The 14019-nt window shown below is 68.0% G+C and carries 12 protein-coding genes; 9 read left to right on the top strand and 3 right to left on the bottom strand.

Annotated elements, in window-relative coordinates; genetic code table 11:
* Positions 1-82: 82 nt before the first annotated feature.
* The gene (locus ABFS34_13180) at positions 83-1240 is read right to left on the bottom strand and encodes an aminotransferase class I/II-fold pyridoxal phosphate-dependent enzyme (protein MEN8376393.1); all 1158 of its coding nucleotides are present in this window, start codon (positions 1238-1240) and stop codon (positions 83-85) included.
* The gene (locus ABFS34_13175) at positions 1237-1542 is read right to left on the bottom strand and encodes a helix-turn-helix domain-containing protein (protein MEN8376392.1); all 306 of its coding nucleotides are present in this window, start codon (positions 1540-1542) and stop codon (positions 1237-1239) included. Before ABFS34_13175 ends, ABFS34_13180 begins: the two co-directional genes overlap by 4 nt.
* Before the next feature lie 152 nt (positions 1543-1694).
* On the opposite strand from ABFS34_13175, the gene ABFS34_13170 reads away from it, so the two are divergent.
* Together ABFS34_13170 and ABFS34_13165 are read left to right on the top strand one after the other, a co-directional pair.
* Positions 1695-3965, top strand: a complete 2271-nt coding sequence (locus tag ABFS34_13170; GenBank protein MEN8376391.1) for a S9 family peptidase — start codon at positions 1695-1697, stop codon at positions 3963-3965.
* Positions 3966-4071: 106 nt separating this feature from the next.
* Positions 4072-4554, top strand: coding sequence for a hypothetical protein (locus ABFS34_13165; GenBank protein MEN8376390.1), 483 nt, complete (start codon positions 4072-4074; stop codon positions 4552-4554).
* 55 nt (positions 4555-4609) lie between these two features.
* Here ABFS34_13165 and ABFS34_13160 read toward each other — a convergent pair whose 3' ends face one another.
* The gene (locus ABFS34_13160) at positions 4610-5089 is read right to left on the bottom strand and encodes a nuclear transport factor 2 family protein (protein MEN8376389.1); all 480 of its coding nucleotides are present in this window, start codon (positions 5087-5089) and stop codon (positions 4610-4612) included.
* 314 nt (positions 5090-5403) lie between these two features.
* On the opposite strand from ABFS34_13160, the gene ABFS34_13155 reads away from it, so the two are divergent.
* The 7 genes from ABFS34_13155 to ABFS34_13125 all read left to right on the top strand — a co-directional run bounded on the left by ABFS34_13155 (position 5404) and on the right by ABFS34_13125 (position 13986).
* Positions 5404-6882, top strand: coding sequence for a CoA-acylating methylmalonate-semialdehyde dehydrogenase (locus ABFS34_13155; GenBank protein MEN8376388.1), 1479 nt, complete (start codon positions 5404-5406; stop codon positions 6880-6882).
* Positions 6882-8018 (top strand): NAD-dependent dihydropyrimidine dehydrogenase subunit PreA, encoded by a 1137-nt coding sequence (locus ABFS34_13150; protein ID MEN8376387.1) that lies wholly within the window; start codon positions 6882-6884, stop codon positions 8016-8018. The genes ABFS34_13155 and ABFS34_13150 overlap by 1 nt, the downstream gene beginning before the upstream one ends.
* Positions 8011-9378 (top strand): aspartate aminotransferase family protein, encoded by a 1368-nt coding sequence (locus tag ABFS34_13145; protein ID MEN8376386.1) that lies wholly within the window; start codon positions 8011-8013, stop codon positions 9376-9378. The genes ABFS34_13150 and ABFS34_13145 overlap by 8 nt, the downstream gene beginning before the upstream one ends.
* 22 nt (positions 9379-9400) lie before the next feature.
* Positions 9401-10792: a dihydropyrimidinase gene (gene hydA, locus ABFS34_13140; GenBank protein ID MEN8376385.1), complete on the top strand. Its 1392-nt coding sequence runs from the start codon at positions 9401-9403 to the stop codon at positions 10790-10792.
* Positions 10789-12309, top strand: coding sequence for an NCS1 family nucleobase:cation symporter-1 (locus tag ABFS34_13135; GenBank protein ID MEN8376384.1), 1521 nt, complete (start codon positions 10789-10791; stop codon positions 12307-12309). Before hydA ends, ABFS34_13135 begins: the two co-directional genes overlap by 4 nt.
* Position 12310: 1 nt before the next feature.
* The gene (locus tag ABFS34_13130) at positions 12311-13180 is read left to right on the top strand and encodes a nitrilase-related carbon-nitrogen hydrolase (protein MEN8376383.1); all 870 of its coding nucleotides are present in this window, start codon (positions 12311-12313) and stop codon (positions 13178-13180) included.
* 125 nt (positions 13181-13305) lie between these two features.
* Positions 13306-13986: a hypothetical protein gene (locus tag ABFS34_13125; protein ID MEN8376382.1), complete on the top strand. Its 681-nt coding sequence runs from the start codon at positions 13306-13308 to the stop codon at positions 13984-13986.
* The last annotated feature ends 33 nt before the right edge of the window (positions 13987-14019 follow it).

The following is a 14019-nucleotide window of genomic DNA, read 5'->3' as shown; positions in this document are numbered from 1 at the left end:
CGCCATAGCTTAGGCTATGCCTCCTCGTCGTTCCTGCCCTGGACGCCCGCAAGCCCCCTGCTCGCGGCCGCACTCCCCTTTTTCAGCGACCTGCTAGTGCCTGCTCCAGGTCCGCGATCAGGTCCTCGGGGTCCTCGAGGCCCACCGAGAAGCGGATCAGGCCCGGGTCGATCCCGGCGTGCGCGCGCTGTTCCTCGCTCAGGCCGGAGTGAACCGCGGCGTGGGGCCTGACCGCGAGCGTATCCACTCCGCCGAGACTGGGCGCGTGCGCGACGAGTCGGGTCTCGGCGAGTAGCCCCTCGGCGGCCGCCACGCCGCCGCGCAACGAGAACGCCATCATGCCGCCGAAACCGTCAAGGAGGCGGCCGGCGCGCTCGTGTTGAGGATGGCTGGCCAGGCTGGGATGCTGGACTGTCGCCACTTCCGGGTGGGCTTCCAGACGGGCCGCAATGCGCGCGGCCGAATCGTTCTGATGCCTGACCCGCACGGGCAGCGTCTTCAGGCCGCGCTCGAGCAGGAAACACGCGTGCGGGTCCAGCGATCCTCCCAGGTGGTCGAGCGTCATCTTGATCGCGCGTACACGCCCGGCCGAGCCCACGACCGACCCGGCGACAATGTCGTTGTGGCCGTTCATATACTTCGTGCAGCTCTCGATCGTCAGATCGAAGCCGTGCTCCGCAGGCCGGAAGTTCACGGGGCTCGCGAACGTGTTGTCGATCACCGTGACGAGGCCGTGCTCGCGTGCGAACGCCACCACGGCCTCCAGATCGGCGAGCTGGACCAACGGGTTGCTCAGCGTCTCCACGTAGAACGCCTTGGTCTTCGGACGCAGCGCGTCGGCCCACGTGTCGGGCCGCTGGGGGTCGATGACGGTTCGCGAAATCCCGAGCGGCGTGAGCGCGTTGTCGAACAACCCGTTCGTGCCGCCGTACAGGACGTCCTGCGTGAGGAGGTGGTCTCCGGCCGCCAAGGTGGTGAGCAGCACGGCCGAGATCGCGGCCATGCCGCTGCCCGTCACCAGCCCCGCCTCCGCCCCCTCCAGCGAGGCAATGCGCTCGCCCAGCACGTTGTGGTTTGGAGTCGTGCTGAGGCGGATGTAGCCCACGTCGTGGTACGACTCGCCGTGGTACTCGTAGGTGCTCGATTGGTAGATGGGGGTCACCACCGCCCCCGCCGCGCGCTCGTCCGGTGCGCCGGCGTGGATGGCGCGGGTACCGAGTGCGAGAGTTGATTCGGTCATAGAACCTCTTTGATCAGTCCGCGCGCGCGCGCGATTCCTTCCGGGTTTCTTCGGTAGAACGTCCACTGCTTGATCCGTGTGGGCCGGACCAGGCCCGCGTCCACGAGCAGCTTCATATGGCGCGATGTAGTCGGCTGGCTTACGCCGAGCTTCTCCGCCAGAAACACCGAGCACACGCCGTCCCGCTCCAGGTCTCCGTCGACCTGCGGCGGGAAGTGCTTGGTGGGGTCCTTCAGCCACTCCAGCACCAGGAGTCTCTTGTCGCACGCGAGCGCGGACAGCAGGCGTTCGTGTTCTTCCATTGTTACGTACTTAGCGAACTTGCTAATTTGTCGCAAGCACACCGCGCGGGCCGGGTGGGCAAGAGTCGGAGCCCTCCTTATCATGCGCAGCGGTACGGTCGTCGGCGGTGTCCCATCACCGACGAACACATGCCCCGCGACCCAGTCGACACATGCCGATTCTGATTCTCGCCGCGCTCCTCGCTTTTCCCCTGGCGCTGTCCGCTCAGGACGCAGCCGACCCCGCGCTCGTGACGGTCGAGCGGATCTGGGGCAGCCGGGACTTCGCCGGCGCGGGGCTCGGCCCCACGGAGTGGACGCCCGCGGGCGACGCCTACACTCGCGTCGAGGAATCCGAGGACGTCGAGGGCGGCGTGGACATCGTCCGCTACGACGCGGCAAGCGGCGAACGCACCGTGCTGGTGCCCGCCGGTGAGCTCGTCCCCGCGGAGGGATCGGAGCCGCTCGGAGTGCGCGACTACGACTGGTCCGCCGACCAGAGTCGTCTGCTGATATTCACCAATACTGCGCGCGTGTGGCGCGCCAATACCCGCGGCGACTACTGGGTCCTGGACCGCCGGACCGGCTCGCTCCGCCGGTTGGGCGGAGACGCCCCCGAGTCGACGCTGATGTTCGCCAAGTTCTCGCCCGACGGGAGGCGCGTGGGCTACGTGCGTTACGACCAGAACGACCTGTACGTGGAGGAGGTCGAAAGCGGGCGCACGACGCGGCTTACCGATGACGGCTCGCGCACGATCATCAACGGCACCTTCGACTGGGTCTACGAGGAGGAATTCGGCAACCGGGACGGCTGGCGCTGGAGCCCCGACGGCCAGCGTGTCGCGTTCTGGCAGCTGGATGCGGAGGGCGTGCGCGATTTCCTGCTCATCAACTACACCGATTCGCTCTATTCCTACGTCACCCCCATTCAGTATCCCAAGGCGGGTGAGACCAACTCCGCCGCGCGCGTCGGCGTGGTGGCGGCGGATGGCGGCGAGCCGGTGTGGATGGACGTCCCCGGCGATCCCCGCAACAACTACATCGCGCGCATGGACTGGGCGGCGAGTTCGGACGAGATCGTCATGCAGCACCTGGATCGCCTTCAGCAGACCCTGACGATCTATCTGGGCGACGCGGCCTCCGGTGCGGTGCGTTCGATCTACGGGGAGACGGACGACGACGGCTGGATCAACGTCAGGGCCGCGGTCAACGTGCTGCACTGGCTGGACGAGGGGCGTTCCTTCCTGTGGGCGAGCGAGCACGACGGCTGGCGGAGGCTCTGGCGGATCGCCCGGGATGGCGGCGATCCGCGTGCCCTGACCCCGGCCGGGGAGGACGTGATCAGCGTGCAGCGCATCACCGACGCGCACGTCTATTACATCGCCTCCCCCGAAAACGCGACGCGCCGCGCGCTGTATCGCGTGCCACTCGAGGGCGGCGCTCCGGAGCGGCTCACTCCCCCTGGCGCCCCCGGCTGGAACGGCTACGACGTCTCCCCGAACGGCGGCTGGGCGCTGCACTCGGGCAGCTCCTTCGGGGCGCCCGGCGAGACCCGACTGGTGCGACTGCCGGAGCACGCGACCCAGCGAACGCTGGTCGACAACGCCTCCCAGAAGGCGGCGGTGAGCGCCCTGGACCGCGGTGAGGTAGAGTTCTTCACCGTCGACGCCGACGGCGTGGAGTTGGACGGCTGGATCATGAAGCCCACCGACTTCGACCCGGCTCGGGAGTACCCTATGCTGCTGTACGTGTACGGGGAGCCCGCCGGCCAGAGGGTCACCGACTCTTGGGGCGGCAGCAACTACCTGTGGCACCTGATGCTCACTCAACGCGGCTACCTGGTCGCCAGCATCGATCCGCGCGGCACCCCGGCGCCCAAGGGCAGCGAGTGGCGCAAAGCCATCTACCGGAAGATCGGCACGCTCACGTCGCGAGACATAGCCGCGGGCACGCGGGCGATCACCGCGTGGCCCTACGTGGACGAGGACCGGGTGGGCATCTGGGGCTGGTCGGGCGGCGGCTCGCAGACGCTGAACGCGCTCTTCCGCTACCCGGACGTGTTCGACGTGGGTATCTCGGTGGCTCCCGTCCCCGACGTGCGGCTCTACGACACGATCTATCAGGAGCGCTACATGGGGCTCCCGCAGGACAACCCCGAGGACTACGAGGAGTCGAGCCCGCTCACCTGGGCCGGGCAACTGGAGGGGGACCTCCTGCTGGTGCACGGAACGGGCGACGACAACGTCCACTATCAGGGGACGGAGCGGCTGATCAACGCGTTGATCGGGGCGAACAAGCCCTTCGACGTGATGGTCTATCCGAACAGGACGCACGGGATCTTCGAGGGGCGAAACACGCGCTTGCATCTGTACTCGCTCATGACCCGGTTCCTGACCGAGCACCTGCGCCCGGGACCGGGCGAGGCCGTCCCGGCGACCGAATAGTCGGCGCAAGAAAAATCCGCGCTCAAGCGTCCTATGAGTAGACCGGGCCGGCCGGCGCGTGGAGCGCTGATCGACCGGCAGACACCGTGAAGCAGGAAGGACGGCGGTGAACGACATCCTATCCCCGATCGGACCAGCGGCCGTCGCGGTCACCTTCGGCGCGTTGGCCGCATGCGCAGGGGCTGTCCCGACGGGACCGGAAGGTGGCGCGGAGCCCACAGCCGACGTCAGGTTCGACGTGGAGGCCGAAGTGGGCGACACCGTGCGCCTGGGCATCGGCGAGGCCGCGCGTTTCGGCGAGGCCGGCTTGGTGGTGCGTTTCGACAGGTTGGTGGCCGACTCACGGTGTCCGGTCGAACCCGGCAACGGCGCGTGCGTGTGGGAGGGGGACGCGGAGGTGGCGCTGGACCTCGCGCTGGGCGATGGAGAAACGGAGCTCCGTCTGCACACCCGGTTGGATCCCCGCGTCGCGCGCCTCGACGGTTACGAGATCGCGCTCGTGGGGGTTTTGCCCGTGCCCACCTTCGAACCGTCGCCGGACCCCGCGCCCCCCACGGTCGATGTGACGGTCAGGCGGGCCCTCGAATGAACCTCGACAGGGCGCCCGCCGCGGACCTGACCGGCGCCCCGTAGGAGTTGGAGGGCTACATGTCGTCGTCCGACGCCGGCATGCTGCTGTTCCACATGTCGTAAGCGAACTTCCACTCGCCGTCGACGTTGCGCCACACGGCCATGTAGGAGCCGTGATCGGCGTGCCCTCCGTCGGCGTCGGTCATGACCCAGCCACCTACCTCGACGGCCATGTCGCCCATCACGTGAACGGATTTCGCTTCCACGCTTGCCGCGAAGCCCGGCGCAGCCTCGAGGGCCGCCACGAACGTAGCGTGGATGGCTTCGTGCCCCGTCGCCGCCGGTGCGCCGGGCGCCATCAACGTCGCGTCGTCGGCGTACAGCGCGGTGAGCGCCGCGGCGTCGCTCGCGTTGAACGCTTCAACCCACATCTGCGACCCGGCCTCGACCGCCGCCTTCGCCTCGGCGTCGTGATCCGCCATCTCCTGTGCGACCGTCGTCGCTGGTACAGCAAGCACGGCTGCCGCCGCGAGCACTGCGGTCCATCTACGCATAACGTCCTCCTCCTGGGGTCGACGCCCGCCCAGCGCTCCTGAGTCGCCGCGGGGCCGCCGACGGTCATGGATGCATCGGTCTCGCACCCGCGTGGACGTGAGCCTGTCGAGGCGCCTGAGTCAAGGCACCTTCCCCGGCCGCGCCTTGACACCCCGATCCGCCTTGCCGCATCGTTTCCAATGATCCCCTTTCCTGGCAGAGTCTCGCGCGGCGGGCCACGTGCGGCCGCGTTCTCCAAGACTGCGCCGGCGCAGCCGGCAGGCCGCGCGCCGGAGTCCGATCGCCCTCGCCTCGACACGCAGGTAGATGTCCGATGAGCACAGCGACACTGGAGTCATTGAAATACGCCGACGTCCCGAACTTCATCGCCGGTGAGAACGCGCCCGGCGGCGCCGAAGCGCTGGACGTTTTCGACCCCTCCCGGGGCGTCGTCATAGCGCGCGTGGGCATGTCGGAGGCGCCCGAGGTCGACGCGGCCGTCCAGGCCGCTCGCGCCGCGTTCGGGGAGTGGTCGTCGACGCCGATCAAGGAGCGCGCCCAGATCTTCTATCGGTATCGCGCGCTCATCGAACAGAATCTGGATGAGCTGGCGGCGCTGGTCGCCGAGGAGAACGGCAAGGTGGCCTCCGAGGCGACGGCCGAAGTGCTCAAGTCGATCGAGCTCACCGAGTTCGCGTGCTCGCTGCCCCAGATCGTCGCCGGCGAGGTCATGGAGGTGAGCCGCGGCGTCGAGTGCCGCATCGAGCGCCAGCCGGTCGGGGTGGTGGCGTCCATCACGCCGTTCAACTTCCCCAACATGGTGCCCAACTGGACGCTTCCCAACGCGCTCATGCTGGGCAACTGCATGGTGCTCAAGCCGTCCGAGCTGGTTCCCATCAGCGCCAACCGGATCGCCGAGCTCCTGGCGGAGGCCGGGCTGCCGACCGGCGTCTTCAACGTCGTGCACGGGGGCACCGAGGCGGTGGAGGCGATCTGCGACCACCCCGACATCTCCGCCATCAGCTTCGTGGGGTCCACGCGCGTGGCGAAGATCGTCTACCGTCGCGCGTCGGCCAACCTGAAGCGCGTGCTCGCCCTGGGAGGCGCCAAGAACCACCTCATCGTGCTGCCGGACGCCAACCCGGACATGACCGCCGACAACGTCGCCGCGTCGATGTCCGGCTGCGCGGGCCAGCGCTGCATGGCGGCGTCCGTAATGGTGGCGGTGTCGGACGCCGATGCGGTGATCCCGCGCGTGGTGCAGGCGGCGCGAGCGATCGTGCCGGGGCGCGACGTGGGTCCGGTGGTGTCGGCCGCCGCGCGCGACCGCATCGTCGGCTACATAGACGAGGCCGAGGCCGCGGGCGCCCAGGTGCTGCTGGACGGACGCGGCGCCGCCGTCGACGGCCACGAGGACGGTTTCTGGGTGGGCCCCACAGTCATCGACCGGGTCACGGCGGACATGCGCATCGCGCGCGAGGAGGTGTTCGGGCCGGTGCTGTCGATCGTGCGCGCAGCCGACGCCGATGACGCCATTCGCATAGAGAACGGCTCGCCCTACGGCAACGCGTCCTCCGTCTACACTGAGAGCGGCGGCATGGCGCGCTACGTCACCGAGCGCGTGAGCGCGGGCATGGTGGGCGTCAACGTGGGCGTGCCGGTACCGCGCGAGCCCTTCAGCTTCGGCGGCTGGAACGAGTCCAAGTTCGGCGTGGGCGACATCACCGGGCGCGGCTCGCTGGAGCTCTGGACGCAGAACAAGAAGACCACGACCAAGTGGAACGAGGAAGCCGGCATCAACTGGATGTCCTGATGAGCATCGATACGAGCGTCACGTTTACGGGGATCCGTTTCGAGAACCCGTTCCTGCTTTCCTCGGCGCCGCCGACGGAATCGGAGAAGAACATCCTGCGCGCGTTCGACGCGGGCTGGGGTGGCGTGGTCGTCAAGACGATCGGCCTGCACCCCGTGGTCAACGTCCACGGCGCGCGCACCAAGTTTCTGCGCACCGATCCCGACAGCAATTTCATCACGATGAAGAAGTCGCCGGGCGCGGCGCTGCACTCGTCGTGGAACTGGGAGCTGATCTCCGACAAGCCGCTGGACTGGTGGATCCCGCGCATCGAGATGATCAAGGCGGAGCGCCCCGAGAAGGTGCTGGTCGCTTCGATCATGGCCGGCTCCGGCAGCCAAGAGGAGCTGCGCGCCTGGCAGACGCTCGCCCAGGGCTGTCAGGACGCCGGCGCCGACGCGCTGGAGCTGAACTTCTCCTGTCCGCACATGGACCGGAAGGACATGGGGTCCAACATCGGCCAGGAGCCCGAGCTGTGCTCGTACGTGACGGAGGCCGTGGTGGAGGTCGCCCGGGTCCCGGTCTGGTGCAAGCTGACGCCCTCCACCGACGACATCGCCGCGGAGGCCGGCGCGTGCTTCCGCGGAGGGGCCGCTGCGGTCGTGTCTTCGAACACCTTCCCGTCGCTGCCGATGGTGGACGCGGACACGCTCGAGTTCGAGATCAACGTGGACGGCATGGTGTCCAGCGGCGGCCTGGGCGGGCCGGCGATTCTGCCCATGTCCCTGGCGAACATGGCGAAGATCGCGCTGGCGCACCCCGCCGGCGAATACTCGGGCATCGGCGGCGTGTCGGACTTCAGGCAGGCGCTGAACTACTTCCTGCTCGGCTGCGGCACCGTGCAGGTTTGCACCGCCGCGATGCTCGACCGCGCCATCGGCCCCAACGTGATCCAGCGGCTGAACGATGGCCTGGTCGAGTTCCTCGAGGCGCACGCGGAGGACGGCTGGACGTCGGTCGAGGACTTCCGCGGCATCCGGCGCGATAGGATCGTGGCGCAGTCGGACATCCGGCGGCCAGACGACGCAGACTACCGCGGCGGCAACGGCGCCGAAGAGGGCTACGCGGATCCCGCCGAGGAGGCCGCGCATGCCTGAGGCGGCCACCCGCGTGGCGCCCGCCATGCCCGCGTGCGATCACGAGCCGCGCCCTTACGCGGGCCCGTCTCGTGACGAGGTGTTGGCTGATCGCCGGCGGTACGTGAATCCAGCGGTGTTCACGCTCTACGCCGAGCCGATCATGATCGTCGAGGGCTGGATGCAGTGGCTCTTCGATGAGACCGGCCGGCGCTACCTGGACATGATCGCGGGCATCGTGACGGTGTCGTGCGGCCACGCGCACCCCAAGATCACGCGTGCGGTCGCCGAGCAGGTGGAGACGCTGCAGCACGCGACCACCATCTATCTGCACCCCAACCTGCCGCTGCTGGCCAAGAAGCTGGCGTCGAAGATGCCGGCGGGGTTGGACGTCACGTATTTCGTGAACAGCGGCAGCGAGGCGAACGACCTGGCGATCACGATGGCTCGCCTGCACACCGGCAACACCGATGTCGTCGCGCTGAGGAACGCCTACCACGGCACCTCGCCGGCCGCGCTCGGGCTCACTTCGCACAGCACGTGGAAGTACCCGGTGCCGCAGAACACCCGCGTTCACCACGCGCTGTGCCCCGACCCGTATCGCAACCCGTTCGCCGGCTCCCCCGAAGAGATCGCACGGCGCAGCGCCGAGGACATCCGCGAGCTGATCCGGTACTCGACGCCGGGCCAGATCGCCGCCTTCATCGCAGAGCCGATACAGGGCGTGGGCGGCGCCACGCTGGGCCCGCCGAACTACCTGGCCGAGGCCTTCGCGGTGGTCCGCGAACACGGCGGCTTGTGCGTGGCCGATGAGGTGCAGACCGGGTTCGGGCGCACGGGCGAGTACTACTGGGGCTTCCAGAACTTCGGTGTCACGCCGGACATCGTCACCATGGCGAAGGGGCTGGGGAACGGCGCGCCGATCGCGGCGGTCACGACCACGGCCGAAATCGCGTCGGCGCTCACCCAGCGCATCCATTTCAACACGTACGGCGGCAATCCCGTGTCCATGGCGGCAGGACTGGCGGTGCTGGACGCGATCGACGAAGACGGCCTGCAGGAGAACTGCCGCGTCCTGGGCGCGCGGCTGAAGAGCGGGCTGGAAGTACTGGCTACGCGGCACTCGCTGATCGGAGATGTGCGCGGCCTGGGGCTGATGCTGGGCGTCGAGCTGGTGAGAGACCGCGCCACGAAGGAGCCCGCGAAGCGGGCCACCGCTGAGGTCCTGGAGTACACGAGGGAACGCGGCGTGCTGATCGGGAAGGGCGGGTTCCACGGCAACGTGCTGAGGATCAAGCCGCCCATGTGCATAACGGCCGACGACGTCGACTTCACGCTGGCGGTGCTGGACGACGCCTTCGCGGCGGCGGGCAACGGGTGAGCGGCGGTCAGGAGCGATTCAGATGAGCTACACGCGCGTGATCAAGGGCGGCAAGGTGGTCACCCCGAAAGGCGTCGTTGACGCGGACGTGGGGATAGAGGGCGAAAAGATCGCCGCCATAGCGCCGGACCTGAGCGCGAACGGCGCCCAGGTGGTCGACGCAGGCGGCCACTACGTCATCCCCGGCGCGCTGGACGTGCACGTGCACCTGGAGCTGCCTTTCTGCGGCACCGTGTCCTCCGACGACTACCGCACCGGCTCGCGTGCGGGCGCGCGCGGAGGCGTGACTACCGTGATCGACTTCGCCATTCCGTTCGCCGGAGACACGCTCTCCGACGCGGTGGACAACTGGCTGGCCAAGGCCGAGGGGAAGTCGCTCATCGACTACACCTTCCACGTCTGCATCACGCGTTGGGACGAGCACAGGGACCAGATCGATGAGGTGGTGGAGCGCGGTTTTCCCACCTTCAAGGAGTTCATGATATACGAGTCCGAGGGCTGGCAGTCCGACGACCGGGCGCTCTTCGCCACGCTGGAGAAGATGAAGGACCTGGGCGCCATGCTGCTCGTGCACGCCGAGTCCTCACGGGTGCTGGACGAGCTCATCGCGCGCCATCACACACCCGAGCTGATGGCCGAGTACGGCGCGCGCCTGCACGGCATGACGCGGCCGAACTTCATCGAGGCGGAGGCCATCCAGCGCGCGGTCGCCTGGAGCGAGGCCACGGGCGGCAAGCTCTACATCGTCCACATGTCGACGGGCGAGGGCACCGACATCATCAAGTCCGCGCAGGCGCGCGGCGTGCCCGTGCTCGCCGAAACCTGCGTCCAGTATCTGGTCCTGGATGACTCGGTGTTCGGGCGCGAGGACGGCCACCTGTTCGCGTGCTGTCCGCAGCTCAAGAAGCCGGAAGACTCCGAGCGGCTGTGGCGCGGGCTGCGCGACGGCGAGGTCTCGGTGATCTCCACGGACACGTGCACGTTCACGCGCGAGCAGAAAGCGATGTGGGAGGGCGACTTCACGCAGATCCCCATGGGCATGCCCGGTCTGGAGACTCTGCTACCGCTGACCTACACGCACGGCGTGCTGGGCGGGCGCATGTCGATCGAGGACATGTGCCGCAAGCTGTCCACGGCGCCGGCTCGCATCATGGGCCTGGGCGACCGCAAGGGCGCGATCGCCGTGGGGCTGGACGCTGACCTGGCGATCATCCACCCGGACAAGCGTCTGACGGTGGACCCGGAGTCGCTGGAGACAAACGCCGACTGGTCGCCCTACGAGGGCTGGGACCTGGCGGGGTTCGCGCGGACCACGCTGTCCCGGGGAGAGGTGATCGTCGACGACTACGCGGTGGTTGGAGAAGCAGGACGAGGCAGGTGGCTGCCCAGGTCGACCCAGTCGCTCGGCGTGTGAGCGCAATCCGCTCCGTCGCCGTGCCGCACACGCCGGATCTGGAGGACGTGCCCGCGGGCCTGGAGGAGAGTCCCCTCTGGAACCCGGATCTCGCCCCCACGCCGCCGCACGCGCGTACGTGGTCGACCTACAACATCGCCGCCCTGTGGATCGGCATGAGCGTGGTCATCACCACGTACACGCTCGCGTCGGGGTTGATGCAGCAGGGGATGACCTGGTGGCAGGCGCTTGGGACCATCCTGCTGGGCAACACCATCGTGCTGATTCCGATGATGCTCAACGCGCACGCCGGCACCAAGTACGGGATTTCTTTCCCTGTCATGTGCCGGGCGAGCTTCGGGGTCTACGGCGCCAACGTCGCGGCGCTACTCCGGGCCGCCGTGGCGTGCGGTTGGTTCGGGATTCAGACGTGGATAGGCGGCCTCGCGCTGAGCGCGCTGCTGACGGCCGCTTGGCCGGCCTGGGCGGACGTGCCCGGGGCGACCTGGATCGCCTTTGGTGTCTTCTGGCTGATTCAGGTGCTGATCATCCTGCGAGGCACTGAGGGCGTGAAGGTGCTGGAGAGCTTCGCCGCCCCGCTGCTGCTTGCGGGCGGCATCGTGCTGCTGGTTTGGGCCATCCGCTCGGGCGGAGGCCTGGGCAGCATGCTGCGCCAATCCGAGCGGCTCGGGGGCGACGTGAGCAATTTCTGGGCGGTGTTCCCTGCCGGCTTGACCGCGTCGGTGGGCTATTGGGCCACGCTCAGCCTGAACATCCCGGACTTCACTCGCTACGCGCGGAGCCAGCGCTCCCAGATGTGGGGACAGGCGTTGGGACTCCCCACGACCATGACCGCCTTCGCCTTCATCGGGGTGGCCGTAACGGCGGCAACGATGGTGGTGTTCGGAGAACCCATCTGGGATCCGGTGGAACTGATCGCGCGGATCGGCTCGCCGGCGGTCATCATCGGGGGGGCGCTGATCATCGTGATCGCGCAGATCTCGACCAACATGGCGGCCAACGTGGTGTCGCCGGCAAACGATTTCTCGAACCTGGCGCCGCGTCGCATCAGCTTCGTCACGGGCGGGCTGATCACCGCCGTCATCGGCATCATGATCATGCCCTGGCGGCTGTATTCGGACGCCGCCGCCTACATCTTCACCTGGCTGATCGGGTACTCGAGCCTGATGGGGGCGCTCGGCGGGATCCTGATCGCGGACTACTGGGTGCTGCGCGGCCAGCGACTCTCCGTGGCGGACCTGTTCCGGACGAACGGGCGCTATCGATACCTGGGCGGTTTCAACCTGCGCGCCTTGTTCGCGTTTGCGCTGGCGGTCGCACCGGTGCTGCCAGGCTTCATGCGAGCGGCTTCCGTGCCGGGCGGGGTCGTGGCGACACCGGTGCTGACGGACACGCTCTACACGTACGCGTGGTTCGTGACGTTCGCGTTGAGCTTCGTACTTTATTTGCTGTTCTCCTTCGTCGTGCCGGCGGCGTCCGGCGGCGGCACATCGACCATCGAATCGAGCACCGACTGACATGCCACGTATAGTGAAATGCGGCCTGATCCAGGCCACCCACGCCTGCGCTACCAGCGAGTCCCTGGAGGTGATCAGGGAGGCCAACCTCGAGAAGCACATGGGCCTGATCGATCAGGCGGCGGCCGAAGGCGTCCAGATCCTGTGCATGCAGGAGATCTTCACGGGGCCCTACTTCTGCGCCGAGCAGAGCACGCGTTGGTACGAGGCGACCGAGAAGATCCCGGATGGCCCCACCACCGAGCTCATGAAGGAGATCGCCAGGAAGCACGAAATGGTGATCGTCGTCCCGCTCTACGAAGAGGACACGACCGGGGTGTACTACAACACCGCCGCCGTGATCGACGCGGACGGGACCTACCTCGGCAAGTACCGCAAGAACCACATCCCGCACACGGCTCCGGGGTTCTGGGAGAAGTTCTATTTTCGCCCCGGCAACCTGGGCTACCCGGTGTTCGACACGCGCTACGGCAAGGTCGGCGTCTACATCTGCTACGATCGGCACTTCCCGGAGGGCGCGCGTGAACTCGGACTGAACGGCGCGGAAATCGTCTTCAATCCATCGGCGACGGTCGCCGGCCTGTCGGAGTATCTGTGGAAGCTGGAGCAGCCCGCCCACGCGGTGGCCAACGCGTACTTCGTCGGGGCGATCAACCGCGTCGGGGTCGAGGATCCGTGGCGGATCGGTGAGTTCTACGGCCAAAGCTACTTCTGCGATCCGCGCGGCCAGTTCGTGGCGGAGGCGTCCCGGGACCGGACCGAGCTCATCACCGCCGAGCTCGACCTGGACCAGATCCGCGAGGTCCGCAACGTGTGGCAGTTCTTCCGCGACCGCCGGCCGGAGACATACGAGCAGATTACCGCGCCGTAGACCCCTGCCCGCGGAGGCTCTGGAGCAGCGCGGGTGCGGGTGGAGGGAGTCGATGCAACCCTTCGGGTCCGGATCGTCAATAGGGGGTGTCAGAGACCCCTACGACGACCAACCGGAGGCGTAGCATGCTTAGACTGTCGACGCTCGTGATCGTCCTGCTCGCCGTGGCGCCGGGCGCCGCGCTGACCCAAACGAGCGACGCCGCGGTCGACCGGACGGGCGAACGCATCGTCTTGCCCGACGCCGAAGAGATCTCGCTCGCGCGCTCGGCGGCGCCGCCGGCGGTGTCCGCCGAAGCCACGGTGCTCGTCTACCGACCCGGCATCGGATACGAGGTCGGCCACGAGGGCGCCAACGGGGTCACCTGTTTCGTGGACCGTTCCCGCGTGACATCCTTCGAGCCCCAATGCTTCGACCGCGAGGGCAGCGAGACGATCCTTCAGGTCCGGCTACTCGAGGCGCGCCTGCGCGAGGAGGGGCGATCCGAGGACGACGTGCAGGCGGCGGTCGACAGCGGCATCCGCTCCGGCGAGCTGCGACTGCCGAGCCGGCCCGTCATGACCTACATGATGTCGTCCGGGCAGGTGTTGATCTCCGACGACGGCCGTAACGTGGGCGCGTGGAAGCCGCACCTCATGATCTACGTTCCCTACCTCACCGCCGACGCGCTCGGACTGGGGGACACTCCCTCGACGCGCGCCGCGGTGGTGGTGAACGAAGGCACGGCTCTCGCCAACATCATGATCGTCGTGGAGGAATTCGTCGATCCGTCGGAGTTCGCGCCGGACGCCGGCGGGCAGCGCTAGTGTACCGTTGCAGAAGTCCCGTAGGCATTCGGC

This window comes from Gemmatimonadota bacterium, assembly GCA_039715185.1.
GTDB lineage: Bacteria > Gemmatimonadota > Gemmatimonadetes > Longimicrobiales > RSA9 > DATHRK01.
This window is presented reverse-complemented; position numbering and strand designations above follow the sequence as displayed.

Excerpts from the sequence above, each read along its gene's own strand:
- ABFS34_13180 (MEN8376393.1), bottom strand. The coding sequence starts at position 1,240 with ATGACCGAATCAACTCTCGCACTCGGTACCCGCGCCATCCACGCCGGC.
- ABFS34_13175 (MEN8376392.1), bottom strand. The coding sequence starts at position 1,542 with ATGGAAGAACACGAACGCCTGCTGTCCGCGCTCGCGTGCGACAAGAGA.
- ABFS34_13170 (MEN8376391.1), top strand. The coding sequence starts at position 1,695 with ATGCCGATTCTGATTCTCGCCGCGCTCCTCGCTTTTCCCCTGGCGCTG.
- ABFS34_13160 (MEN8376389.1), bottom strand. The coding sequence starts at position 5,089 with ATGCGTAGATGGACCGCAGTGCTCGCGGCGGCAGCCGTGCTTGCTGTA.
- ABFS34_13155 (MEN8376388.1), top strand. The coding sequence starts at position 5,404 with ATGAGCACAGCGACACTGGAGTCATTGAAATACGCCGACGTCCCGAAC.
- ABFS34_13150 (MEN8376387.1), top strand. The coding sequence starts at position 6,882 with ATGAGCATCGATACGAGCGTCACGTTTACGGGGATCCGTTTCGAGAAC.
- ABFS34_13145 (MEN8376386.1), top strand. The coding sequence starts at position 8,011 with ATGCCTGAGGCGGCCACCCGCGTGGCGCCCGCCATGCCCGCGTGCGAT.
- hydA (MEN8376385.1), top strand. The coding sequence starts at position 9,401 with ATGAGCTACACGCGCGTGATCAAGGGCGGCAAGGTGGTCACCCCGAAA.
- ABFS34_13130 (MEN8376383.1), top strand. The coding sequence starts at position 12,311 with ATGCCACGTATAGTGAAATGCGGCCTGATCCAGGCCACCCACGCCTGC.
- ABFS34_13125 (MEN8376382.1), top strand. The coding sequence starts at position 13,306 with ATGCTTAGACTGTCGACGCTCGTGATCGTCCTGCTCGCCGTGGCGCCG.